General features: G+C 58.2%; 20 protein-coding genes. 13 read left to right on the top strand and 7 right to left on the bottom strand.

Going from position 1 to position 22,401, the window contains the following annotated elements; genetic code table 11:
- Positions 1-90 precede the first annotated feature (90 nt).
- The 3 genes from GOB87_RS06205 (at position 91) to GOB87_RS06195 (ending at position 3,995) form a co-directional block, all read left to right on the top strand.
- Positions 91-2,079 carry a potassium transporter Kup gene (locus GOB87_RS06205; RefSeq protein ID WP_166313889.1) on the top strand — a complete coding sequence of 663 codons (1,989 nt, stop codon included), beginning with the start codon at positions 91-93 and terminating at the stop codon, positions 2,077-2,079.
- Between the two features lie 4 nt (positions 2,080-2,083).
- Positions 2,084-3,286, top strand: a complete 1,203-nt coding sequence (gene hemW / locus GOB87_RS06200) for a radical SAM family heme chaperone HemW (RefSeq protein WP_166313887.1) — start codon at positions 2,084-2,086, stop codon at positions 3,284-3,286.
- Between the two features lie 178 nt (positions 3,287-3,464).
- Positions 3,465-3,995: a hypothetical protein gene (locus tag GOB87_RS06195; RefSeq protein ID WP_166313885.1), complete on the top strand. Its 531-nt coding sequence runs from the start codon at positions 3,465-3,467 to the stop codon at positions 3,993-3,995.
- A 43-nt stretch (positions 3,996-4,038) separates the two neighbouring features.
- Here GOB87_RS06195 and GOB87_RS06190 read toward each other — a convergent pair whose 3' ends face one another.
- Complete coding sequence (locus GOB87_RS06190) at positions 4,039-4,581, bottom strand: peroxiredoxin (RefSeq protein WP_166313883.1); 543 nt, start codon at positions 4,579-4,581, stop codon at positions 4,039-4,041.
- Positions 4,582-4,583: 2 nt separating this feature from the next.
- The gene (locus tag GOB87_RS06185; protein WP_166313881.1) at positions 4,584-5,987 is read right to left on the bottom strand and encodes a lytic transglycosylase domain-containing protein; all 1,404 of its coding nucleotides are present in this window, start codon (positions 5,985-5,987) and stop codon (positions 4,584-4,586) included.
- Between the two features lie 226 nt (positions 5,988-6,213).
- Here GOB87_RS06185 and GOB87_RS06180 point away from each other — a divergent pair, with 226 nt between their 5' ends.
- From GOB87_RS06180 to GOB87_RS06165, 4 genes are read left to right on the top strand one after another with little or no spacing between them, the layout of a single operon-like run.
- A complete protein-coding gene (locus GOB87_RS06180; RefSeq protein ID WP_242006202.1) occupies positions 6,214-7,137 on the top strand; it encodes an ABC transporter permease in 924 nt (307 codons plus the stop codon).
- Between the two features lie 15 nt (positions 7,138-7,152).
- Positions 7,153-7,980, top strand: coding sequence for an ABC transporter ATP-binding protein (locus GOB87_RS06175; protein ID WP_166313877.1), 828 nt, complete (start codon positions 7,153-7,155; stop codon positions 7,978-7,980).
- Positions 7,980-8,897 (top strand): oxygen-dependent tRNA uridine(34) hydroxylase TrhO, encoded by a 918-nt coding sequence (trhO, locus tag GOB87_RS06170; RefSeq protein ID WP_166313875.1) that lies wholly within the window; start codon positions 7,980-7,982, stop codon positions 8,895-8,897. Before GOB87_RS06175 ends, trhO begins: the two co-directional genes overlap by 1 nt.
- 18 nt (positions 8,898-8,915) lie before the next feature.
- On the top strand, positions 8,916-10,361 hold the full coding sequence (locus GOB87_RS06165) for a hypothetical protein (RefSeq protein WP_166313873.1): 1,446 nt from the start codon (positions 8,916-8,918) through the stop codon (positions 10,359-10,361).
- On the opposite strand, the gene GOB87_RS06160 is transcribed toward GOB87_RS06165, so the two are convergent.
- From GOB87_RS06160 to GOB87_RS06140, 5 genes are all read right to left on the bottom strand, one after another.
- Positions 10,351-11,514, bottom strand: coding sequence for an L-dopachrome tautomerase-related protein (locus GOB87_RS06160; protein ID WP_373320644.1), 1,164 nt, complete (start codon positions 11,512-11,514; stop codon positions 10,351-10,353). The two genes, GOB87_RS06165 and GOB87_RS06160, sit on opposite strands and share 11 nt — an antisense overlap.
- A gap of 186 nt (positions 11,515-11,700) precedes the next feature.
- Positions 11,701-13,866 (bottom strand): TonB-dependent siderophore receptor, encoded by a 2,166-nt coding sequence (locus GOB87_RS06155; protein ID WP_242006201.1) that lies wholly within the window; start codon positions 13,864-13,866, stop codon positions 11,701-11,703.
- 46 nt (positions 13,867-13,912) lie between these two features.
- Positions 13,913-15,040 carry an LLM class flavin-dependent oxidoreductase gene (locus tag GOB87_RS06150; protein ID WP_166313871.1) on the bottom strand — a complete coding sequence of 376 codons (1,128 nt, stop codon included), beginning with the start codon at positions 15,038-15,040 and terminating at the stop codon, positions 13,913-13,915.
- 195 nt (positions 15,041-15,235) lie between these two features.
- The gene (locus GOB87_RS06145) at positions 15,236-15,970 is read right to left on the bottom strand and encodes an ABC transporter ATP-binding protein (protein WP_166313869.1); all 735 of its coding nucleotides are present in this window, start codon (positions 15,968-15,970) and stop codon (positions 15,236-15,238) included.
- Entirely contained in the window at positions 15,970-16,701 is a 732-nt protein-coding gene (locus GOB87_RS06140) for an ABC transporter permease (protein ID WP_194303242.1), read from the bottom strand. Before GOB87_RS06140 ends, GOB87_RS06145 begins: the two co-directional genes overlap by 1 nt.
- A 287-nt stretch (positions 16,702-16,988) precedes the next feature.
- On the opposite strand from GOB87_RS06140, the gene GOB87_RS06135 reads away from it, so the two are divergent.
- The 6 genes from GOB87_RS06135 (at position 16,989) to GOB87_RS06110 (ending at position 22,040) form a co-directional block, all read left to right on the top strand.
- Positions 16,989-17,963, top strand: a complete 975-nt coding sequence (locus GOB87_RS06135; protein WP_242006200.1) for an ABC transporter substrate-binding protein — start codon at positions 16,989-16,991, stop codon at positions 17,961-17,963.
- A 20-nt stretch (positions 17,964-17,983) separates the two neighbouring features.
- Positions 17,984-19,144, top strand: coding sequence for an acyl-CoA dehydrogenase family protein (locus GOB87_RS06130; RefSeq protein WP_166313867.1), 1,161 nt, complete (start codon positions 17,984-17,986; stop codon positions 19,142-19,144).
- Between the two features lie 275 nt (positions 19,145-19,419).
- Positions 19,420-20,088, top strand: a complete 669-nt coding sequence (locus GOB87_RS06125) for an energy transducer TonB (protein WP_166313865.1) — start codon at positions 19,420-19,422, stop codon at positions 20,086-20,088.
- A 60-nt stretch (positions 20,089-20,148) separates the two neighbouring features.
- Entirely contained in the window at positions 20,149-21,150 is a 1,002-nt protein-coding gene (locus GOB87_RS06120; RefSeq protein WP_166313863.1) for a MotA/TolQ/ExbB proton channel family protein, read from the top strand.
- Between the two features lie 2 nt (positions 21,151-21,152).
- Entirely contained in the window at positions 21,153-21,578 is a 426-nt protein-coding gene (locus tag GOB87_RS06115) for an ExbD/TolR family protein (RefSeq protein WP_166313861.1), read from the top strand.
- A 36-nt stretch (positions 21,579-21,614) separates the two neighbouring features.
- Positions 21,615-22,040 carry an ExbD/TolR family protein gene (locus GOB87_RS06110; RefSeq protein ID WP_166313859.1) on the top strand — a complete coding sequence of 142 codons (426 nt, stop codon included), beginning with the start codon at positions 21,615-21,617 and terminating at the stop codon, positions 22,038-22,040.
- Positions 22,041-22,401 lie beyond the last annotated feature (361 nt).

Raw genomic sequence — 22,401 nt, 5'->3', positions numbered from 1 at the left:
CCGGGGCCGGTAAGTCAGCCGGACATTGAGAGACCCGCAGGCACGGTCGGGGCATGTGTGCATACCGTGCGAGGGAGTGTGACTCGGAATATGACTGCAAGCGCGACACCGCCGGACAACCACGCGGTCCCTTCGCCACCTTCGAACGGGCAGGAACCGGCGAAGAAGGCGGGAGCGTGGAGCGCTGAGTTCGGAGCGGACCAGCCGCAACACGCGGCTCCGCCGGTCGGCTTTGCCGCGCTTCTGGGCGTTCTGGGTGTGGTCTATGGCGACATTGGCACCAGTCCGCTCTACGCACTGCGCTCCACGATCGAGATCGTCTCGGGTCATCACGCGGTCCAGAACGCGGAAGTCATGGGCATCGAAAGCCTGATCTTCTGGACCCTGATCGTGGTGGTGACGTTCAAATACGTCCTGCTCGTCATGCGGGCCGACCACAACGGAGAGGGTGGCATTCTTGCGCTGGCGTCATTGGCTCAGCGTGTGACAGCCAACAACCGTGTACGGCTGGCGCTCGGCCTGACCGGCATCGCGGGCGCCTGTCTGTTCTTCGGTGACGGTGTGATTACCCCCGCCATTTCGGTGTTGTCGGCCATTGAAGGTGTGGAAATCAGTGTGCCGGGTGCGCGGGACTTCGTGATCCCGATCGCCATAGCCGTGCTGATCGGACTGTTCAGCGTGCAGTGGGTGGGCACAGGCAAGGTCGGTGCCATCTTCGGGCCGGTGATGCTGTTGTGGTTCGGCTCCCTGGGCATGATGGGGCTGGTCCAGATACTCCATCATCCGGGCGTTCTGCTCGCTATTTCGCCGCTTTATGCCATCCTGTTCATCATTCACCATGGAGCGCTGTCCTTTCTGGCGCTCGGCTCTGTAGTGCTGTGCGTCACCGGTGCCGAGGCGCTGTACGCCGACATGGGACATTTCGGGCGTCAGCCCATTCGCTATGCGTGGCTGTTCTTCGTGCTGCCCATGCTGGTGCTGAACTATTTCGGCCAAGGCGCGCTGGTGATGTCTCACCCGGATGCGCTGGCCAATCCGTTCTTCATGATGGCCTCGAAATCGATGCAGATCCCGCTGGTGATCCTTGCGACGTTCGCCACCGTGATCGCCAGTCAGGCGGGCATCTCAGGCGGCTTTCAGGTGTGTCGCCAACTCATCCAGCTTGGCTACCTGCCACGGATGCGGATCGTGCACACGAACGCGGAAGAGGAAGGACAGATCTATCTGCCGGGGTTCAACCGTTTCCTCATGGTGGGGTCCATCCTGCTCGTTCTGGCTTTCCGCAGTTCGGATGCCTTGGCGGCGGCCTACGGTATTGCCGTGACAGGCACCTTCCTGTGCACGGACGCGCTGTGCTTCGTCGTGTTCCGGGGGCATTTCAAATGGGCGGCCCGCGCGGTCTATGCGACCTTCGTGCCGCTGGCGCTGGTTGATCTGACGTTCTTTTCCGCCAACGCGCTCAAGATCCCCGATGGTGGCTGGGTGCCGCTGATGCTCGGCTGCGTGCTGACGCTGATGATGACGACATGGAAGCGTGGCCGCAGCCTGATCGTAGCCCGTCAGGGGCAGGACAGCCTGCCGATGGGGTCGTTCATTGCCCGCCTTCCGCAGTCGCGTACCATCCGTGTGCCGGGCATGGCAGTGTTCCTCACCGCCACGCCGGATTTCGTGCCGCCGTGCCTGCTGCATAATCTCAAGCACAACAAGATCCTGCACGATCATGTCCTGTTCGTGACGGTGGAAACGCTGGATCAGCCGGAGGCGGATCGTGGGCATCGTGTTGCTGTCGAGGAACTGGCGCATGACATCTACCGCGTGATCCTGCGTTACGGCTTTATGGAGACGCCAAACATCCCGCGCGCGCTGGAAGACCTGAAGGCCAACGGTGTGGACTTCGATCCGTTGCAGGCGTCCTACTTCATCTCACGCGAACTGCTCACGCGCTCGTCTGTGACCAAGATGTCGCGCTGGAGATTCGCTCTGTTCATGTTCATGGCGCGCAACGCCTCCCCAGCCACGGAGTTCTTCCGTATTCCGATGGACCGCGTGGTCGAGCTGGGCGTGAAGGTCGCCATCTGACGGCGTGACGCTCTCTCCTGTCGCCCTCAATGCCTTATCGGCGCCATCCCAGCGCGGTGAGGCATTTGCGCTCTATATTCACTGGCCGTTCTGTCTGGCCAAGTGTCCTTATTGCGACTTCAACAGCCATGTGCGGGAGCGTATTCCCGCCGAGCGGTTCGTCGCGGCTCTTCGGCGCGAACTGGCGCATGAGGCGGAGCGGCTCGGTCGCCGCCGCCTGACGTCCATTTTTTTCGGGGGCGGGACGCCTTCGCTCATGCCCCCCGAAGGAGTGGGAGCGCTGATCGCGGATGCCCGACGGCTTTTTACGACAACAGACGACATCGAGATCACGCTGGAGGCCAACCCGACGAGCGTGGAAATCGATCGTTTGCGCGGCTTCCGGGATGCGGGAGTCAATCGTGTTTCTCTGGGTATTCAGTCGCTCCGTGATGATGCGCTGAAGATCCTGGGGCGTGAGCATTCCGCCGCGCAGGCCGTGAGTGCTCTGGAAATGGCGCGCGGGCTTTTTCCCCGCGTGACATTCGATCTGATTTACGCCCGTCCCGGTCAGTCACTGGCGGACTGGCGGGCGGAACTGGATCAGGCCCTTACGCTGGTGGCGGATCATGTGTCGCTCTATCAACTTACCATTGAGCCGGGGACACGTTTCGAGGGATTGGCGCGGCAGGGCAAGATCGTCATACCCGATGAAGACCACGCTGCGGCGCTCTACGAGGAAACCGGCGATGTCACGGCCCGACATGGGCTCGCGGCCTATGAGGTGTCCAACTACGCACGGCCGGGTGCGGAAAGTCGGCACAATCTCGCTTACTGGCATTACGATGATTATCTGGGCATCGGTCCCGGCGCGCATGGACGCCTGACGCTGGGGGGAGAGTTGTGGGCCACGCGCCGACACCGTGCGCCCGAACCATGGGCCGAGCGTGTGGAGGCGACAGGAACAGGGCAGGTGTCAGCGGAAGCCCTTAGCCGTGAGGATCGCGCCCGCGAGATGCTGCTGATGGGGCTGCGGCTGGAGAGTGGCGTGGACGCCGCGCATTTTGCCGCTCGCGTGGGGCTGTCATTGGAAGAGGCCGTGGACCGGGATGTGCTCGCGGCCTGTCTGGACGAAGAGTATCTTGCCGTATTGCCGGAGGGCGGACTACGCGCCACAGCCAGCGGGCGGGTGCGGCTCGAAGCCATCCTGCCGCGTCTGGTGCTGTGAAGGCGGGTGGTGACATCATCAATGAAAGATCAATGATGCACGTCTGCATTGCCTGTACGCCCGAATGCTTTATCAGGAAAGAGACGCGCTTCACCCGAAGACACGCAGGACGGCTTCTGGGCGTCGTGGGTGCATCTGGCGCGTGCCCCGTTGCAGGAGGACAGTCGTTTAGCCCGTCATGACGTCCGAAGATTCAAAGACCTCCGAACAGCCTGCCTCAACCGTCACATCTCCCGGGCAGATAACGTTTCGTGCCGTGGCGTGGCTGGTGCAGCCCACATCCGGGGAAGGCTGGGTGGATGCGACGGACCCGGAGCGCTACCGGTCGCTGGGCTATGCGATCATGCCACTTGTGCGGGAAGATCAGGCCCTAAACGCCATCAAGACTGCCGTGGAGGCCGAGCATGAGGTGGGCGTGCAGCGTCATGCCCGCGATCTGATTGCACTGGCCTCTGTCGTGCATCGGCTCAAGACGATCCTGAACGAAGGTTATGATTACGACCGTGAGAAAATCCGCGCGGATCTGGTCGGTTGGGGATACATCGAACCGGATGGAGAGGACGGGGAGAGAGCCGTCGAAACGCCGGAAGGGCACAGACTTGCGGCAGTCATGGAACTGGAATGGCTGAAAGCGTCCGTGGAGCGTAAGACCGATCGCCACTTTCTTCGCGCCATTGCCGCCATGAAGAGCGCCGCAAAGACAGACTGACGCCGAACCACGGGTGTGCGCTCAGGATAGAACCGCCTCGGGATCAGTGACCCGAATGGGCCTTCCATTTTTCGAGTGTGGCCAGAGCGGTTTCGATGTGGCTGTCCGGTGCCCGGTCCTGATGAGCGGAAAGAATCCGTCCATCAGGAGCGATCACATAGGAAACGCGCTGGGCATGTTGATCGGATGTCTTGCGTGCGTCGTAACGCGAGGCGATGGCGCCGGTTGTGTCGGCGGCTACGGCAAAGCGACTTCGGCAGGCGCTGATGGAGAACCGTGTGACCGTTGCGAGGTCATCCATGGAGACGCCAATGACCGTTGCGCCAAGCGCGTGAAAGCGGTCCATGGCGTCTGCGAAATCATGGGCTTCGATGGTGCAGCCGGGGGTGAAGGCGGCGGGATAGAAATACACCACCACCGGCCCTTTACGCAGCGCATCCTTCAGTGAAAACGTGAAGGCATGGCCCGCAACGCTGGCCGGAAGCGTGAAAGCTGGCGCGGAACGTCCCACGGGGAGGGCAGCCTGCGCGGAGGACAACCCGAGCCCCGCTGTCAGCAGGGTCGCTGCGACAAATCGCTTTCGCATGTTCAGGTGCCTTCAGGGGAGACGACGACGCAGGGACCAGCGCTCAGTCGCCGACAGGCGTCCACGGCTTCATTGCGTGACAATCCTGTCAGGCGCGCGCGATAGAGTTGGCCATGGGGCGCATGGACGCCAGCAATCTGGGCGTGGGCTCCGGCGAGATCACCGGAAGCGCGCGTGCGGGCATGAGTGGCCGCCGCCTGCGCCATGGCCGGAGAACTGAACGCCCCCACCTGAATGGCCCAGTTTCGCGCGCTTCCGACCAGTCCGACAGAGCGTGTCGTCTCGCGGGCGGGCAGACGTGAGGAGGACGCGCTCGCGGGGGACACCAGCGCAAAGCGCGGACTGGCGACTCTCGATGAGGGGAGTGCTGCGTCCACCGAATGAACGACCACAGGAGCGGAAGCGGTGGTGGCTGCCGCTGCGGTGTTGTCGCTGCTCTCGGAAGAAGAAACCCCCTCCGCCTGCAGGCGTTGCTGCCAGGCCGCGCTGACGGATTGCGGCGATTCCACAGCATTATGCGACACTGCGGGGAGCGTCTGGGTATAGGCAGGCGCTGCCTCGTTGACGGGGGTGGTGTCTTCATCCGTAGAGGCCTGCGCTTCCGCCACTTCCACCGGTCGTTCCGCGCCATTGATCCGATGGGTCCATGCGTTGCGTACGGACGCTGCCGTGGAAGAGGGCATGGCCGCCGCGGCATAGGCGTAGGCCGGGCTGCTGGTGGAGGTGTGGCTGGCTACGAGCAGATCGGCCTGAGAGCGACTGGCGGGATAAGTGCCAATGATCTCGCGTCCGATGGCGGCGACATAGTTGCGTGTCTCGCGCGGGAGCGTGCGGTTATGGCCGAGAAACTCTTCCAGTCGTCCCGGACCGGCATTGTAGGCCGCGAGGAAGCCGGGGGAGCCGTAAATGTCGTACATCTGCCGGATATAGGCGGTGCCGGCCAGAATGTTGTTGTGCGGATCGTAGGGATCGCTGCCGAGATTGTACTGGGACCGCATGGTGTCGTAGGTGGGCGGCATCAACTGCATCAGCCCCATGGCGCCGGGCGCGGACGTCACAAGCTGGCCATGATGGTAAAGCTGACCGCCCGATTCACGCTGGATCACACTGCGAATCCATAACTCGGGGATGTCGAAGCGTTGTGAAGCTTCGGTGATGTAGGGCCCCCACGGATCGTCTGAGCCGCCGGGTGGCGCGTAATAGGATTTGGCCTGAGCGCGGTAACGGGCCTCTTCCTGAGCCACTGAAATCTGCATGTCGGAGGCGGGATTCTGGCTGGCGCAGGCCGACAGAAGGGCCAAGAGGCCAAGGACGACGGGAACCTTGAGGTTCCGTGAGACGGCGGGGGGGCGAGAGGCCTTCGGCAAGATGGTGGTGTGGGTCCGTCCCGTCCGCAAGGTCTGCATCTCCGCTCTCGTCTCTGATTCCGGTGACAGGAATACTGCCCGTTGCTGTCGATTGCACGTGGTTTGTCTGGATTCTCCGGGCGTCGTTGCAGACGCTGCGGTTCATGGCTGCAAATCTGTGACGCGATTGTGGCCCGAACGTGGCAGAGGCGACGCTCCCTACGTCACTGAACGGAGAGGGATGCACAGTTGCCGCGGGCTGTCCGGATGGGCTACGCGAAGGCCCATGAACATCCCTTCCGGTCAGCCACCCGTGGCCTCACAGGATAAGGACGGCGGCTCATCCTCCGATGTGCTGCTGGCGCCTGTGCGCGTGCAGACGGTTCCGCCCATGGTGCGTCGTCTGCGCGCGCTGCCCCGCCGTCGGGTAGTGCTGGCGCTCGAAGACATCGCGGAAGGGCTGCATCTGTGGCGACTGGCGGTCTCGCTGGGGTTGCTCGATATCCGGTTGCAGTTCCGTGGCTCCACGTTCGGTCCGCTATGGCTCACGCTGGGCACGGCCATCATGATCGGCGCGATGGGGGGCATTTATGGCCAGTTGTTCCATCTCGTGCTGCGCGACTACCTGCCCTATCTCTCCATCTCCATGATCCTGTGGCAGGTGGGCATCGCGTCCATCACGCAGGAAGCCTGCATGTGCTTCATCAGCGCGGCGTCCTCCATCCGGGCCACGCGCCTGCCGTTCTCGCTTCAGGCGCTGCGGGTGATGGTGCGCAACGGCGTGACGTTCGGCTACAACATTATCGTGCCGATCGGGGTCTATCTGATCTTCGGGCTGTTGCCCGGCCCTGTGGCGTTTCTGGCTCTGCCGGGCCTGCTGGTGTGGGGCATCAATGCGTTCGCGTTCTGCCTGCTGCTCGGGTCCATTGCCGCGCGGTACCGCGATATACCGCCGATCGTGAGCAGTGCGGTGCAGGTGGCGTTCTACGTCACGCCAATCATATGGAACGCCAGCCAGCTTGGTGAGCGCGGGTGGTGGCTGATCTTCAATCCGTTCTATTCACTGCTTGAAATCGTGCGGGCGCCGTTGACGGGTCATATGCCCTCACTGCTCATCTGGAGTGTGGCGCTCGGGTTGAGCGGTTTGCTCTGGGCGGCGGGTTTCTTCGTCTTCTCGCGGTCGCGGCCTCGGCTGGCGTTCTGGCTGTAGGGGCGTATGGGCACGATGACCGATATTTTGCCAGTCAGGGGCGCGCAGGATGAGGAAAAGCCTTTTATCCGGCTCTCCCATCTGACGCTGGATTTCCCAATCTTTCATGGCGGCTCGCGCTCGCTGAAAAAGACCCTGCTGCGGAGGTTGAAGAAACCGCTTGAGACGCAGGCGTCCGGTCATCGCACCGGAGGCGAGATTCACGACGCCGCGGGTGTGCTGCATGTGCGGGCGCTCAACGATCTGTCGCTGTCCATGGACAGCGGGGAACGTGTGGGGCTGGTGGGGCATAATGGCGCTGGCAAGACGACCCTGCTGCGCGTGCTGGGCGGAATCTACGTCGCGATGCCGGGCATGGTGACTGTCCATGGCACGGTCGAGACGCTCATCAACCCCAATTCCGGCATGAACCCGGAATTGACGGGGCGCGAGAACATCGCCCTGCACGCCCAGCACAAGGCGTTGCGTCCGGCGCAGTTGCGTGCGCTGGAAGCGGATGTGGAGGCGTTTGCCGGACTGGGCGAATTCATGGATCTGCCTGTACGGCTTTATTCCTCGGGTATGACCGTCCGGCTGGGGTTCGGTCTGGCCACTGCTATCGCTCCCCAGATCCTGCTGATGGACGAGTGGTTCATGGCGGGCGATGCCGCCTTTCAGGACAAGGCGCGGGCACGGCTTGCGGGTGTAGTGAAGGGAGCGGATATCCTTGTGCTGACGTCTCATTCCTTGCCAGTGCTGGCGGAGTGGTGCACCCGCGTGATCTGGCTGGAAGGGGGCGCGGTGCGGATGGACGGTCCGGCGGCCGATGTCCTCGCTGCCTATGAAAAAGCCATGGAACTATGATGACCGACGACACTCTGCTGCCCGTGAGAGTGGTGGCGCTTTATCGTTTCACTCCTTTTGCCAACCACGAGGCGCTGCGTCAGCCGTTGGCGAAGCTGTGTTGTTCGCTCGGTGTGAAGGGCACGCTTCTGCTGGCGCATGAAGGCATCAACGGCACCATCGCCGGAAGCGATGAAGCTATGGAGCAGGTGCTGACGCATATCCGTGCTTTGCCGGGATGCGCCGATCTGGGCGTGCGCGAATCCCGCGCCGCCGAGATGCCGTTCGGGCGCATGAAAGTGCGGCTCAAGCGTGAGATCGTCACCATGGGGGAGCCGGATATCGATCCCCGCGCGGTGGTGGGCACCTATGTCGAGCCTTCGGCGTGGAATGAGCTGATTTCGGACCCGGATACGCTCGTGATCGACACCCGCAACGATTACGAGGTGGCGGTGGGGACGTTTCGTGGTGCGGTCGATCCCGATATCGCTACGTTCCGGGAGTTTCCGGAGTGGTTTCGCAAGCGTCGTGACGAACTGGCTGCGCAGGGCCGCATGCCCAAGGTGGCGATGTTCTGCACAGGCGGCATCCGCTGCGAGAAATCAACGGCACTGGCGAAGAAGGAAGGCGTGGACGCAGTCTATCATCTGCGCGGCGGTATCCTGAATTATCTGGAGACCATCCCCGAGGCTGAAAGTCTGTGGGATGGAGAGTGTTTCGTCTTTGACAAGAGAGTGACGGTGACGCACGGCCTGAAGCAGGGGCAGTACGATCTCTGCCACGCCTGCCGCCGTCCGATCAGCGAAGAGGACAAACGCTCGCCGCTTTATGAAGAAGGCGTGAGCTGTTCCGCCTGTCATGACGAACGCACGGACACGCAGCGCCAGCGCTACGCCGCGCGCGAGCAGCAGATGAAACAAAACAAAACTATATCTTAAGTTTTAAAGGGGCAAAAAATGTTTTTTGCGACAGAAATTCCTGTAAAAACAATCACTGAAGAAGAGTTTGTAGAGCAAATGGTTTTGTGGTTAAGTGGAAATAAAAATAGTTGCATTTTACAAGAAAATAGAATTGTAGATATTTATAAGGATTGTGGAGACATTATTGGAGAAAATGGAGAGGAGTTGCAAATTAGGGAGGTGAAGAAAGACGGATTTTTGAATGGAATAGGTTTTAGACATAATTTTCCAGATAATGATGAGCGGATTTGGCGAACGGAAGTAGTGTATAAGCAAGCTTTGCTGCCATCTCAGCCGAACCTTTTGCGCTTCAGAAGTACATGTATCGCACAAAAAATTGGGACAAAAATAGAATTTCCAAAAAAGCCTTATTTCCTAGAAAATATATTGAAGATGAATTGGGGTGGGAATGATAATTTTTTTCAAGTTCAAGATCAGCCAATATGGTTGTGTAATGGAAATGAGGATGTAGATAAAGCAAGACTATTGTTTTCTGGCGGCGTAACTTCTTGTCTCCCTGTTGTTTATATATCTTCAGTTAATAGTGAACGGTGGTTTTGGAAGCGTTCTGTGATAGAACGTATGGCTTTTGATTTAGGAGGTATCGCACATATAGTGGTAGAACCTAATAGAGAGTTTTCTGTGATAGCAAATGAAGGAAAGGAAAGATTGCAGGTTGCAAGAGGTGATGTGGCCGTGGTTTTACCAAGTGGAGAAGTGATAAAAATATTTTATATAAATAGAGGTGAGCAGAATCCTAGAAAATTATTTGAATCTATATGCAATTTTTCTAAAAAAATTAGAAATCAATTGCCGTCAGAAGGATGGGATTGGGCTGATTTACAGGAGTGTGTTTTACGATCACGTATGCAATCAGACGACATTAATGAGAAAGTATTTTATGAAGAGGAAATCAAGACTCTTCGTGAAAAAATACTGCAATTAGAAGATGAAAAAAGATCGAATTCAAATGAATATATACAAGAGAGAAAAAATGAAGTGCATGAAAAGATATTTCCATTTCAAAATATACAAGAGTTGTATGATGGAGAAATAATTGACAGATTAAAGTATATTTCAGATATATGTAAGTCTGATAATGCTATTTCTGATTTGGATAGTCGATCGAGATATATTTTTTCCCGTATATCTGCGTATAAAGGTAAATCCAAAGGATTAAAGAAAATCCTAGATGAAATAAAAAATTCGACCTCTGATAATGAAAATCTTTCAGTGAGAGTTTCTGATTTCCTTTTACGACATGGTTATATTAAGAAGTCCAATAAAAATCATATTGTTATGGAGGCGGATGAAGATTATGGGGGATTGATGAATATTACTATCCCTAAGACTCCTAGCGATTATCGAGCAGGCATGAATTTGAATGGTCAAATTCAAAAAGCGTTAGGTTTGTCAAATCTGAAGAAAAAAATTATATTTTAATTAATTTTTTTTGAGTGATCCGCACAAGAATGTAGGGCCGTTCCTGCATGTCGCGTCCGTTGTGAAAAGCGGGCAGACGCGCCCACTGACCTACCGTCATCAGCAGGCCACTGGTGCCATCCGGAGCGATGCTGTCGGGCGCGATCAGACGGGGATCGTGCGCGACCAGGGTGAGCGCGCCATCTGGCGCACGACGGGTGATGCCATGCCGTTCTTCGTCCGCCATGTAGAAACTGCCGTCGGTCGCAGTAAAGATACCGTCCACGACACCGACTTCGCCTTCGTCATGCACGGCTTGCGCGAGATCAGCGGGCTTCACATCCGGATCGGCCAGCACGGCGGTGGGCGCGCTGTAGAGACGGCGTGAGGAGAAGGGCGACCAGAACAGACGCGTGGAATCGCGGCTCAGCCCGATCCCGTTTATGCCGCCCTGCGGCATGGCGGGATGGTCCGGATCGTAGCGAAACAGTTTACCGTCCACTTCCATGACATGGCCGGGTGCGGCGCTGACGCTGCGGTCATCGGCCAGCAGTCGTCGTGCCTGTCCGGAGGCGATGTCGAGTACGATGATGGCCGGATGCACCGTTTGGGAGGAATCGGAAATGAAGACCGTTCCTTCCGTGCCATGTGTCAGGTCCACGCGCAGATCATTGATGTGACTGTCCGCACGCACCACCGGAGCGGCGAGTGCAAAACGGCGCACGATGCGATTGGCGACCGGATCAATCAGCACGATGGCGGGTGTCTGCGGTGTCGTCTGCCCGGCGACAGATCCTTCATCGATGACCCACAGCCGTCCATGACCGTCCACTGTCATACCGAGCGGAGAGATCAGGTCTTTCTGTGCATTGGCGTCGGGAAAGGCCGTCAGTTTTGTGTCGCCATGCCACACGGCGAGGACCGGACCCGGATGTGCCTGTGCGCTGGTGGGGAAGGACAACACGACGCGCCCGTCGGGCAGGCGGGCAATGCCGGAAGGTTGCGCGTGAGCGAAACGGGCAACGACCGTGACATTGCCGGAAGGTGCGGCGCCATGATCGACGCTGTCGGCAGCATGGGCGGCCGGGGTGGTGGAAAGAAGGCATGAGGCCGCCAGAAGTCCGGCTTTCATCCAGAAGGGAAGACAGGGTTTATGAAAGCGGTTTTCCGACATGCGAGGATCCTCAGCGGCCTGACTGTTCGGATCAGCCATAACGGGAAAGACGGCAGGCGGCCACATATCGCCGGACGAACGCTTTGCGCGGCACCGTTGCAGCGTATGCACGTTGGTGGGCCGTTTTGTCAGAAATGAAGGGATGGCACAGCCATGTTTCACCTCCGGCGAGAGGGCCGGGGCACGTTACAGATCGAAGCGGGTGCTGAGCGTGACGGTGCGGGGCGCGCCGGCGAACAAAAGACTGTCGCCACGGCTGAGCCAGTAGCGCACACCGCCGATGTTTTCTACGGCAGCGCGGAATGTCAGTGTGTGGTCGCTTACGCGCATGATGTAGGTCGCGCCGATATTGCCCACGATGTAGGACGGAAGCCGGATGGTGTTGGCGGCATCCAGCCAACTGCGGGAAAGATAGTTGAAGCCCGCATTGACACTCAGTCCCTTGACAGTGGGAACGCGGTAATCGGCGTTCAGGGCCGCCTGAAAAGGAGCGACGGCTTCAATCCGGTGACCGGCATAGCCCACAGCAGCCTTTACATAACGTGCGTCCAGATAAGCCAGGCTTGCGTTGATATTCAGGTCTTTCGTCACGAGCCACGAAGCCGCAGCTTCCACACCCTGATAGCGTGATGTTCCGTCCTGCACGTAATAGTTCTGGGCATTGGTGTAGGCGGCGCCTGTGTCCATGCGAAAGAGCGCGAGCGTGCCGCTGAACGTCTTACGCTGGACCTTCACGCCCAGTTCATACTGGTCGCTGCGCATGGGGCTGAAGACCTGCATGTAATTGGCAGTGCCGGCAGTGGCTTGACCACCCGCCTGCATGGCTTGCACCCAGCTGAAATAGGTGTTGATCCATGGTTTGAGCTTGTAGCTCAGTGAAACAACCGGGGTGACGGGATTGTTCCGATGGGCTGCCGTGCGGGCCCCGGTCGTTGCGTAATCGTTTTCCATGTAATTGGTGTAGCGAGCCCCGGCCATGAGGGACCATTTTCTCCATGTCATGGTATCGCTCCAGAACGGGGCGACCTGCTGGTAATCGATGTAGCGATACATACGTGGATTATAGTGTGACGCACTCGTCAGGGACGGGCGGTTGAAATGCACATTGCCGTATTCGTATTCGGAGGCCGCACCGGAACTGGCGTCCGCATCGAAGATCTGTCGGAGCCACGTTACACCGATGACGACATCGTGGCGCAACGGGCCTGTATCGAAATGTCCCTGTGTCATGAAATCGACCTGATGGTAGGTCAGGACACGGGTCATCTGGAAAGGCTGGCTCATGTAATTGCCGCCAGTGCTTGTGAATGTCAGCATGCTGGAAGGAAACCGCTCATCCAGATGCGTATAGCCATAGGTCAGGCTTGCGTTCCAGTTTTTTGCAAACTCCCAGTCAAATCCAGTGCTGAAGCGCTTCATGTCGTTGGTTTTCCATGAACCCTGCGCACCGAACGCAGTGCGTCCACTGATGGGTTGAACCGTGCCCACGCCACTGGCGACACGAATGCCGTTCACCAGACCTTTCTGAAGAGTGTTCAGGTAAAACGTATTGAAATGCCAGTGCAGTTTGTCGGTGATACGCACATTGGTGGTGAAGGATGTCGAAAAATTGCGCAGAAAACCCTTGTTGTACTGATCGCCGACTTCGCTTGCGAAAACGAGGCGCGTCTGCACCCGATGATCCTTGTCCAGCGAGCCGCCGACATCAAGCATCTGTCGAAAGATTGAATCCGAACGATATCCGGCTTCCAGTGTCAGTTTGCGATTTTCCAAAGGCGCCTTGAGGCGATAGTCCAGCACGCCGCCCGGCGAGCCGAAGCCGTACATGAAGGCGGATGCCCCCTTGAAGACCTGAATCGTGTCGAAATTCGCGACCGGCAGATCGATATACCAATAAGGAATGGCAAGACCGTCGATCTTGTAGCCATTCGTCCAGTCAAGATTGAGACCGCGCACGCGCACGCTTGAGCCAGACGCGGTGGCCCCTCCATTGGAATTGGCCTGCACACCCGGCTCATAGCGCATGACGTCGTTGATATCGTTTGCCTGCATGGCCTCAATGCGGGCGGCGGAGACGGAACTGACGGAAAAAGGTGTGTCGAATTCGGAACGGTTACCGAATGCACCCAGCGGCACATGACGAGCAAGACGCGGTGCGTTGCGGCCCACCCGGATGGAAACGGTCTCGTTGCCACCCTGAACCGGCGCATGAGCTTTTTGTTGATGTGTTTTTGGGTGGGGTAGAGCAGCAGCCGTAGACGACGTGGCATGAGGCGTTGCGGCATACGCCGTGGCAAGGCCGGGAAGAGGGGCGAGCAGAAGGGCGCGCAGCCCGGTGCGGATCATGATCATTGGATTTCCGGGCAAGAAGAAACGAAAATATTGAAAAAGCAGAATCTCAGGCGACGGAGGCGCTACAGCGTTCTTCTTGTGCGACAAGCGCTTTTACACGTGGGATCAGTTCACGGCCGTAGAGAACCGTGTCCGCGATCGGATCGAAACCCCGGATAAGGAAAGTCTCGATGCCAAGACGGTAGTAGCGCAGAAGACTTTCCGCGACCTGATCGGGTGTCCCAACGAGTGATGTCGAGTTCCAGCGCCCGCCGGTCGCCTGAGCCACGCCTGTCCACAGTCGCTCGTCATGGCGTGTGCCACGGGATGAAATCGCCTGAAGACGTCGAGACCCTTCGTTTGTGGGAAGTGTTTCAGGAGTGGGGCGTGTGCCGGGACGATCAAGGGCGATACCGCCTTTTTCGCGCTCATGCTCCTGACGTGCCCTGAGCGTGGCTTCAATGTCAGCGGCCCGTTCCCATGCCTGTTTTTCCGTATCTGCGATGATGGGCCGAAAGGAAATGGAAAAGCGTAGAGTGCGTCCCTGTTTTCCGGCGGCTGTGCGAACGCGGTGGACCAGTTGTGCGGCCTCATCAAGAGGTTCGCCCCACAGAGCGTATCCGTCCGCCTGCTCTGCGGTGACAGCAATAGCCTCTTCCGAGGCTCCACCGAAATAAATGGGAATACTGCCCGATTTGTGCGGCAAGATGGCCGAGTTCGCGCCATGTAAGCGATAGAATTTATCCGTGTGATCGAAGGGAGTGCTGCTTTCCCATTCCCGTCGAACGATGCGGATGTATTCGGCCGCTCGGGCGTAGCGCTCGGCTTTGGTCAGGTGATCGCCATCGGCTTGCAGTTCGAGATCATTGCCACCTGTGATGACATGCATGGCCACGCGCCCGTTGGTCAGATTGTCCAGCGTGGCGAATTGTCTGGCGGCCAATGTGGGGGAAGCAAAACCCGGTCGATGCGCAATCAGCAGACCCAGCCGTGTGGTGACGGACGCTGCGTGCTGGGCCACGAGCAGGCTGTCGGGTGAATTGGAATGGAAAGCCACCAGCACACGGTCGAAATCACCGCGTTCATGCAGCAGAGCAGAAGATTCGATATAGACGGGATCGACGGCTGGACCAAAGGGTCCGACGATTTCCGTCTGCTCACGCGCGCTGACATATCCGATGAATTCGACAGGCATTTTCTCTGACCACATAATCTCTTGATGAGTAGATGTTATGGATTTTTCAGATAAAATCACGAGAGGAATGGTCATGTATAATGTTGTGAATCGTAAACGATGCTATTTATTAAGTATTGTTGTTCATCCACTTCGTGGTAAGGCAGTGATCGTGGTGTCTATCCCGTCACAACATTATAGAATCTGAGTGTGCTGCTATTCATGCACGCCCAGATGTTCCAGCAGCGTAGCACGCAAGCGCACAAAAACAGGATCGGCGTGCCGACGCGGACGGGGAAGAGGGATCGGCAACTCAGCCCGGATACGCCCAGCTTCCAGAACTACGGCGCGATCCGCCAGTAAGAGCGCTTCATCCACGTCGTGAGTCACCAAAAGCACGGCACTTTTGTGTCGTTGCCACAGGGCTGACACGAGATCCTGCATACGCAGGCGCGTCAGCGCGTCGAGTGCTGCAAAGGGTTCATCCAGCATCAGGAATTTCGGCTCCCGTATGAGCGCCCGCGCCAGTGCAGCGCGTTGGGCTTCCCCGCCGGATAGGGTCAGGGGCCAGGCATCAATGCGATGGGCAAGTCCCACTTCTTCCAGAACATGGCGTGCCTGATCTCGTGGTGTATCGTTGCGGCCCAACGTCACATTCTGCCAGACTTTTTTCCATGGCAGGAGCCGGCTTTCCTGAAACACCACGGAGATTTCCTGCGGGCAGGAAATATGCCCTTCCGTGACAGGGTCGAGGCCCGACAGAGTTCGAAGCAACGTCGATTTACCCGAACCGCTGCGGCCGAGAAGGGCGACGAACTCGCCTTGAGCAATATCCAGATTCAACTGATTGAGCACGCGCGGACCGTTTCCAAAACGGCGGCTCAGGCCGCGCACACTGACAGCGGGTTGAGTGACGGCGGGAGCGGCGATCAGGGGAGATATCTGATTCATCATGCGCTCGCTGTTGTTTTAAGATGCTGAGGACGCCAGACGAGGGCTTTTCGTTCCAATATGCGCACGACCTGATCCGAGATCAGTCCCAGAAGCCCATAGATTGCAAATCCGACGAAAATGATATCGGTGCGCAGGAAATCCTGTGCGTCCATCATCATGTGTCCGATGCCACTGTCGGCGTTGACCTGTTCGGCCACAACCAGCATCAGCCATGATATGCCGACCGCAAAACGGATGCCGACCAACAGATCGGGTAATGCTCCGGGAAGGATCACATCGCGGATAGTCTGGCTGCGCGACAGGCGCAGGGTGCGGGTCATTTCCAGCAGTTTTGGGTCAATCGAACGAATGCCCTTGTGAAGATTGAGATAGATCGGAAACGTGGAGCCCAGCGCCACGAGCAGGATTTTGGGGGTTTCCCCGATGCCAAACCAGAGAATGAACAGCGGCACGAGAGCAAGAACCGGCAGCGTGCGGAAGATCTGAAGTGGGGCGTCCACGATGTTTTCGCCAAGCTGGGAAAGCCCTGAAATCAGCGCGAGGCTGGTTCCAACCAATAGGGCGAGGGACAGGCCTGCGACCGCGCGCAGAAGCGACACGCCCATATTGGTCGAGAGGGTGCCGTCTTGAACCAGCGTCCAGCCTGTCCTGAGAATTTGAAGGGGTGACGCAACAAGTCGGGTGGACAGCAGCCCTGTAGAGCATGCGGTCTGCCAGCACAGGATCATCAGCAGAGGAGAAAGATAGCGGGCAAGGTTCTGCAGTTGCAGCTTATTGACCCACTTTCTCCGCGAGGAGGAAGAGAAGGCAGTGCCTGACGGCACGTCGAACCGGGGTGCGGCGGGGGATGTGTTGTGCAGGGTTGCGCCGGACATGACCTCGTGACTCCACGCTGTGCGTATTTTCAGGACACATCCTTTCATATTTACATTTTTATATAGTGTGAATTATATTCATGTCACATGTTGGCGTGATTTGATTGAACTCTGCGATGTCTGGTGATGGTTTTCCGATGATGAAACATGCTTCACCGATTTTGCGCCTCGTGTTGGGCCGCTTCCGCCTCCTGTCATGCGTTCTTGCCCTTGCGGCTGGGGTGCTTTCGGGGATGTCCGCCCGGGCGCAAGACGAACTGATTGTCGCGGATCAGAAGGGACAGCAGAAAGCCCTGCTGCAGGCGGCCGGGGTGGATAAGGGCTTGCCCTATCGCATTCGCTGGGTGGAGTTCGAGGCGGCGGCGCCGTTGTTGCAGGCGCTGGGAGCCAGAGCGGTAGATACAGGTATCGCCGGAGACGGTCCGTTCATTTTTGCCTGGGGAGCAGGATTGCCCATCAAGGCGGCGTGGCTGATTCCGCCGCGTGGAGGAGGCAAAGCCACGGCCGTGATTGCGCCGGAAGGCTCTTCCATCACCAATGCAGCGCAGTTGTCGGGCAAGCGGATTGCCACAGGTCGAGGCTCCATAGGTCATTTGCTTCTGCTGCGCCTGCTGGCAACAGGAGCCATTCCCGCTCCGGCACCCAAGATCGTTTTTCTTCTGCCTGCTCAGGCAAAGGCGGCGCTGGATACACAGCGTGTGGAGGCGTGGTCCACGTGGGAACCTTATGTGTCTCTTGCTGTCGTGTCCGGACATGGACACGTCGTAGTGGATGCGGCCGGTCTGATGCCGAACAACAGCTTCTTTGTGGCCAATACGGAGGCGCTGGTCAGCAAGCGTGTGCTGCTGGCTGATTTCTATCGCCGGATTACAGCTGCCTATGCATGGGGCACTCAGCATCAGGCGGAATATGCCCGCATTCTTGCCCGGCAGACCGGAATCCCGGAAGATGTGGCTGTGTCTGTGGCGGAAAAACTTATTGCCACGCCCGCACCGGTGACGCCTGATGTTATCAGGGATGAAGCGACTGTTGCCGATGCCTACCGATCCGCCGGTTTCCTCACGCGGTCGGGCGCTTTCGATGAGGCATTCGAACAGAATCTGACATCACCCTGACGGAAAACGGATAGTTTATCATGGACGGATCACGGATTGTCGAACCCACGCAGACCGAGACAGAAGTGCCGGATGACCTTGTGCGGCAGTTTGCTCTTCGTGCGGCGGAACATGACCGGCGCGGTGAAATCGGTTTTGATAATCTGGAAGATTTGCGAAAAGCTGGGTTTCTTTCTCTGGCGGTGCCTCGCAACAGAGGTGGCGGTGGGATTACTCTGCGTCAGATCGCGAAAATCGTGGCGCGTGTGGCGCTGGGCGATCCCTCCACAGCTTTGATTCTGGCCATGCAGTATCTTCAGACGGCTGGCATCGTGGCGTCTGCCACATGGCCCGACGATGTGCGCGGAGAGGTGCTTGATTCCATTGTCCGGTCAGGCGCTCTCGTCAACGCTTTGCGGGTGGAGCCAGAACTTGGCACGCCAGCGCGTGGCGGGATTCCGGCGACACGGGTGCGTCGGGAAGGCGGGCGTTGGCTGCTGTCCGGTCGGAAGATCTTTTCGACCGGTTCCTCAGCGCTGCATTGGGGTGTTGTATGGGGTGCCACTGAGGAGGATGTGCCGCGGATCGGGCAGATTCTTGTGCCGCTCAATTCTCCCGGTGTCCGGATCGAGAAAAGCTGGCATCAACTCGGGATGAGAGCGACCGGCAGCGACACCATCGTCTTTGAGGATGTTGAAATTCCTGAGCGATATCTCATCAATTTCCATGACAGCCGGAGCAATCCGGAAACCCCGGCACTCGCCACATGGCATACGGTTGTTGTGCCCGCTCTCTACGACGCGGTTGCGCGCGCGGCTCGGGAATGGCTGGTTGGATTTCTCGAAGGGCGTGTCCCTACGGCGCTTGGGCGTCCTCTGTCCACATTGCCGCGTTTTCACGCCGTTCTGGGGGAGATAGACGGATTGCTTCTCACCAATGAAGCATTGCTGGACCGTGCGTTGACGAAGGTAGAGGACGGAACCATTACTCTGGTAGAGGCCGGGCAGATCAAGCGCCTAGTGACCGAAAATGCCATTGCCTCCGTTGCCCGGGCTGTGGAAGTCACGGGAAATCCGGGTCTTAGTCAGAACAATCCTCTGGAGCGGCATTATCGAAATGTCCTGTGCGGGCGTATCCATACCCCGCAGGCGGATGCGGTGCTTGAAGGTGCGGGACGATCGGCTTTTGAAGCCGTGCGGTAAACGGCTGCGATAAAAGCGATTGTACGTCGATAGGGAGCCTTGGTCTGGAAAGATAATTTCCGGCCAAGGCTTTTTTACGTCCGCGACAACATCGATCCATTGGCGAGCATTGACTGACGGTTGAATATAACTCCGATTTCATAAGAGGGTTTTTCGCATACACTTTCAGAACGGGCCATTCTTCGGAATTCACGTTTTCAAAATGGAAATGGATTTCCCCACCATCCGAAGCATGGCTCTCGCGCCACTACATGGCTGTCTGGGAGTTGTCTTGCATGTTCGATTACGCGCAGGAGCAGCGCAGTCCGGTAAAGCAGGCCGTTGGCGTTGGCGGGGTCTCGTTCATCTTTCTCGTGCTGGGAGGGATTTATGCGACCTGGGTGGACAAGCAGCCGGCTCCTGTTCAGCACGTGCCCATGCAGGCTGTGGTGATCCGGCCGGTCAAGCCGCCCCCGCCTCCGCCGCCTCCACCACCGCCTCCGCAGCTGACCGCACCACCACCGCCCTATATTCCTCCACCAAAGATCAAGGTGCTACAGCCGCCCAAGCCGGTCGTTCGGCACGTGACGCATACAAAGCCGCTCAAACCGGTTGTGCCTTCGCCGCATGTGGCAGCGACACCCGCGCCGACGTCATCAGCGCCACCGGGTCCAGCCGTGCCCGATCATGTCGCGGGCTCGCGCCCTGTGAACCACGTGGCGCTGGAATATCCCGATGAAGCCCAGGACGAAGGGCGGGAGGGGCGTGTTTCCGTCGTGTGCGATGTGGAGCCTACCGGCGAGACCAGCAACTGTAAGGCGACGAGCATTACCGGAGGGCAGGACTTTGCCCGTGCTGCACTCGATTACGTGCGCAAGGCCCGTTACGTGCCGGCCACGGCAAATGGTGTGCCTGTCAAAGAGTTTCACCACACCTACACGATTTCATTCAGCCTGAATGAATGAGTCTCCGACGTTCCCGATTTTACTATTCGTTGATCACAAGACACAGGAATGGAAATGCCAATGACACCCCTGTCGCACCGCTCGCGCTTTGGTGGTTTTGCCGTCCCGCTGCTCGTGGGGCTGCTTGCTTCCTCAGCACCCATCGCTGCTTTCGCGCAGGATGCTGCGGCACCTGCAATTTCGTCGGTGGCACAGAATGCCGCCGCTGACGGCACGCCTGCACCTTCTTCATCGCCGTCTCAGGCTCCGGTAGCTGTGGCGCCTTCCGTAAGTGCGGCATCGGATGCTGCGCCTGCCGCTCCATCTCCGGTGGTGACTGAGAAATCGGTGGACAATCCTTATGGGCTGAGTGCGCTCTGGGCGAATGGCGATATCATTGCCCGTGGCGTTCTGATCATCATGCTGCTGATGTCCATTGGGTCGTGGTACATCATCATTACGAAATTCGTCGAACAGGCACGTCTTCTGTCCTCGGCCAAGGCGGCTGCGAAGAATTTCTGGTCACACCGGACACTTCAGGAAGGAGCGGCGGCACTCAAGACGACTTCGCCGTTCCGTTACGTGGCCGAGACCGCCATCACGGCGGCAGAGCATCATGAAGGAACGATGCAGGATTCAATCGATCTTTCCGACTGGACGTCTGCCCAGATCCAGCGATCTGTCGATACGGTGCAGAGTAACCTTCAGAGTGGTCTGGCCTTCCTCGGAACGGTTGGTTCGACCTCGCCATTCGTAGGGCTGTTCGGCACGGTCTGGGGTATTTACCATGCACTTACAGCCATCGGCATCGCGGGGCAGGCGTCCATCGACAAGGTGGCGGGGCCTGTGGGTGAGTCGCTCATCATGACGGCGATTGGTCTGGGCACTGCCGTTCCTGCCGTGCTGGGTTACAACCTGCTGGTTCGCCGCAACAAGAATGCCCTTGAGCGGGTGCGTAATTTTGCTGCGGATGTGCAGTCGATTCTGATCGGTGGTTTCCGACACGGTACCACGCGTGAGACGATTGTCGTGCGGCCCGATCGTTCGCCCACCACAGCGACCGCTTCAGCCCGGGTGGCCTGATCATGGCAATCTCCATCAGCGGGAGCGGAGATGATGATGAGGTCATCTCCGCCATCAACACGACGCCTCTCGTTGACGTCATGCTTGTGCTGCTCATCATCTTTCTCATCACTATCCCTGTGGCGACCCACACGGTGAAAGTAAGTCTGCCCAAAGACACCAACCAGCCCAGCAAAGTATTGCCGGGCAACGTCACCCTCGCGGTGACGGCGGATGGACAGACATGGTGGGATCAGACGCCGCTGCGTGACCATGCAGATCTGATGGCGCGGCTGGACAAGGCCGCACGTCAGCAGCCGCAGCCCCAGATCATGATCCGTGGCGATGCAAGTGCCCGCTATGAGCCGGTAGGGAAGCTGATTGCAGCCTGTCAGGAAGCGGGTGTGACGCGCGTGGACTTCATCACGGAGCAGCCCCATGCAAACTGAAGCATGGCTCTTCATTGGCCCGAGAGGAGACCGCTCATGGGTATGAATGTCGGTTCTGACAGCATCACTGAGGATGAGGGCATTGTCGATATCAACACCACGCCGCTGATCGACGTGATGCTGGTGCTGCTGATCATGCTCATCATTACTATTCCGCTTCAGACGCACTCTGTTTCGCTCAATCTTCCGCAGGGTGACCCACCGCCACAAACCACGCCGGATCCACAGACCGTCACACTTGGGATTGATTTCGACAACACGATTACCTGGAACGGTGCACCTGTTGTAAGTGAGGCTGAACTCCAGAGCCGTCTGCAGGAAGCCGTTGCTCAGCCGGAGCAGCCGGAAATGCACATAAGCCCGAACCGTCTTGCAGATTATAAGACCGTTGCTCATGTACTGGCCGACGCCCAGCGGTTGGGCATCACAAAGCTTGGGATTATCGGGGGAGGGGAGGAGTAGCGGCTCCCGATCCTGATTTTATCTGATCTGAAAAGAAAAGGCCCGGATTCTGCTCAGCATCCGGGCCTTTTTTTGATGGAAACCGGTCGCGATGATCATGAAGGATCTGGGGCAGTATACCGGGCACGCCGCAGATGCAGAGCTGCTTGCCGCATGAGTTCGCCCGGTTCGGACGCCGTGCGTTTATGAAGTGAGCGAACGCTATCGTGCACGGCATAGAAACGATGTCTTGGCGGTGTGTGGTCCAGAATTAGGGCCTGTTAGATCTTGAATTTCTTCCCATATTGTAGGGATGGAAGAAGGAGACAGAACAGGCACCTTTACGGACGAGACATGGGCGATCTGGGAACCTCTGATTGAG

It is taken from the genome of Acetobacter estunensis (assembly GCF_011516945.1).
GTDB lineage: Bacteria > Pseudomonadota > Alphaproteobacteria > Acetobacterales > Acetobacteraceae > Acetobacter > Acetobacter estunensis.
Note: the sequence above shows the minus strand (reverse complement) of the source record. Positions and strands in the feature narration are given on the sequence as shown.

Coding starts and splice junctions, on each gene's coding strand:
- GOB87_RS06130 (WP_166313867.1), top strand. CDS start 17,984: ATGGACGGATCACGGATTGTCGAACCCACGCAGACCGAGACAGAAGTG.
- trhO (WP_166313875.1), top strand. CDS start 7,980: ATGACCGACGACACTCTGCTGCCCGTGAGAGTGGTGGCGCTTTATCGT.
- GOB87_RS06145 (WP_166313869.1), bottom strand. CDS start 15,970: ATGAATCAGATATCTCCCCTGATCGCCGCTCCCGCCGTCACTCAACCC.
- GOB87_RS06175 (WP_166313877.1), top strand. CDS start 7,153: ATGACCGATATTTTGCCAGTCAGGGGCGCGCAGGATGAGGAAAAGCCT.
- GOB87_RS06135 (WP_242006200.1), top strand. CDS start 16,989: ATGAAACATGCTTCACCGATTTTGCGCCTCGTGTTGGGCCGCTTCCGC.
- GOB87_RS06160 (WP_373320644.1), bottom strand. CDS start 11,514: ATGTCGGAAAACCGCTTTCATAAACCCTGTCTTCCCTTCTGGATGAAA.
- GOB87_RS06110 (WP_166313859.1), top strand. CDS start 21,615: ATGGGTATGAATGTCGGTTCTGACAGCATCACTGAGGATGAGGGCATT.
- GOB87_RS06185 (WP_166313881.1), bottom strand. CDS start 5,987: ATGCAGACCTTGCGGACGGGACGGACCCACACCACCATCTTGCCGAAG.
- GOB87_RS06155 (WP_242006201.1), bottom strand. CDS start 13,866: ATGATCATGATCCGCACCGGGCTGCGCGCCCTTCTGCTCGCCCCTCTT.
- GOB87_RS06115 (WP_166313861.1), top strand. CDS start 21,153: ATGGCAATCTCCATCAGCGGGAGCGGAGATGATGATGAGGTCATCTCC.
- GOB87_RS06190 (WP_166313883.1), bottom strand. CDS start 4,581: ATGCGAAAGCGATTTGTCGCAGCGACCCTGCTGACAGCGGGGCTCGGG.
- GOB87_RS06125 (WP_166313865.1), top strand. CDS start 19,420: ATGTTCGATTACGCGCAGGAGCAGCGCAGTCCGGTAAAGCAGGCCGTT.
- GOB87_RS06120 (WP_166313863.1), top strand. CDS start 20,149: ATGACACCCCTGTCGCACCGCTCGCGCTTTGGTGGTTTTGCCGTCCCG.
- GOB87_RS06180 (WP_242006202.1), top strand. CDS start 6,214: ATGAACATCCCTTCCGGTCAGCCACCCGTGGCCTCACAGGATAAGGAC.
- GOB87_RS06150 (WP_166313871.1), bottom strand. CDS start 15,040: ATGCCTGTCGAATTCATCGGATATGTCAGCGCGCGTGAGCAGACGGAA.
- GOB87_RS06195 (WP_166313885.1), top strand. CDS start 3,465: ATGACGTCCGAAGATTCAAAGACCTCCGAACAGCCTGCCTCAACCGTC.
- GOB87_RS06165 (WP_166313873.1), top strand. CDS start 8,916: ATGTTTTTTGCGACAGAAATTCCTGTAAAAACAATCACTGAAGAAGAG.
- GOB87_RS06140 (WP_194303242.1), bottom strand. CDS start 16,701: ATGATCCTGTGCTGGCAGACCGCATGCTCTACAGGGCTGCTGTCCACC.
- GOB87_RS06205 (WP_166313889.1), top strand. CDS start 91: ATGACTGCAAGCGCGACACCGCCGGACAACCACGCGGTCCCTTCGCCA.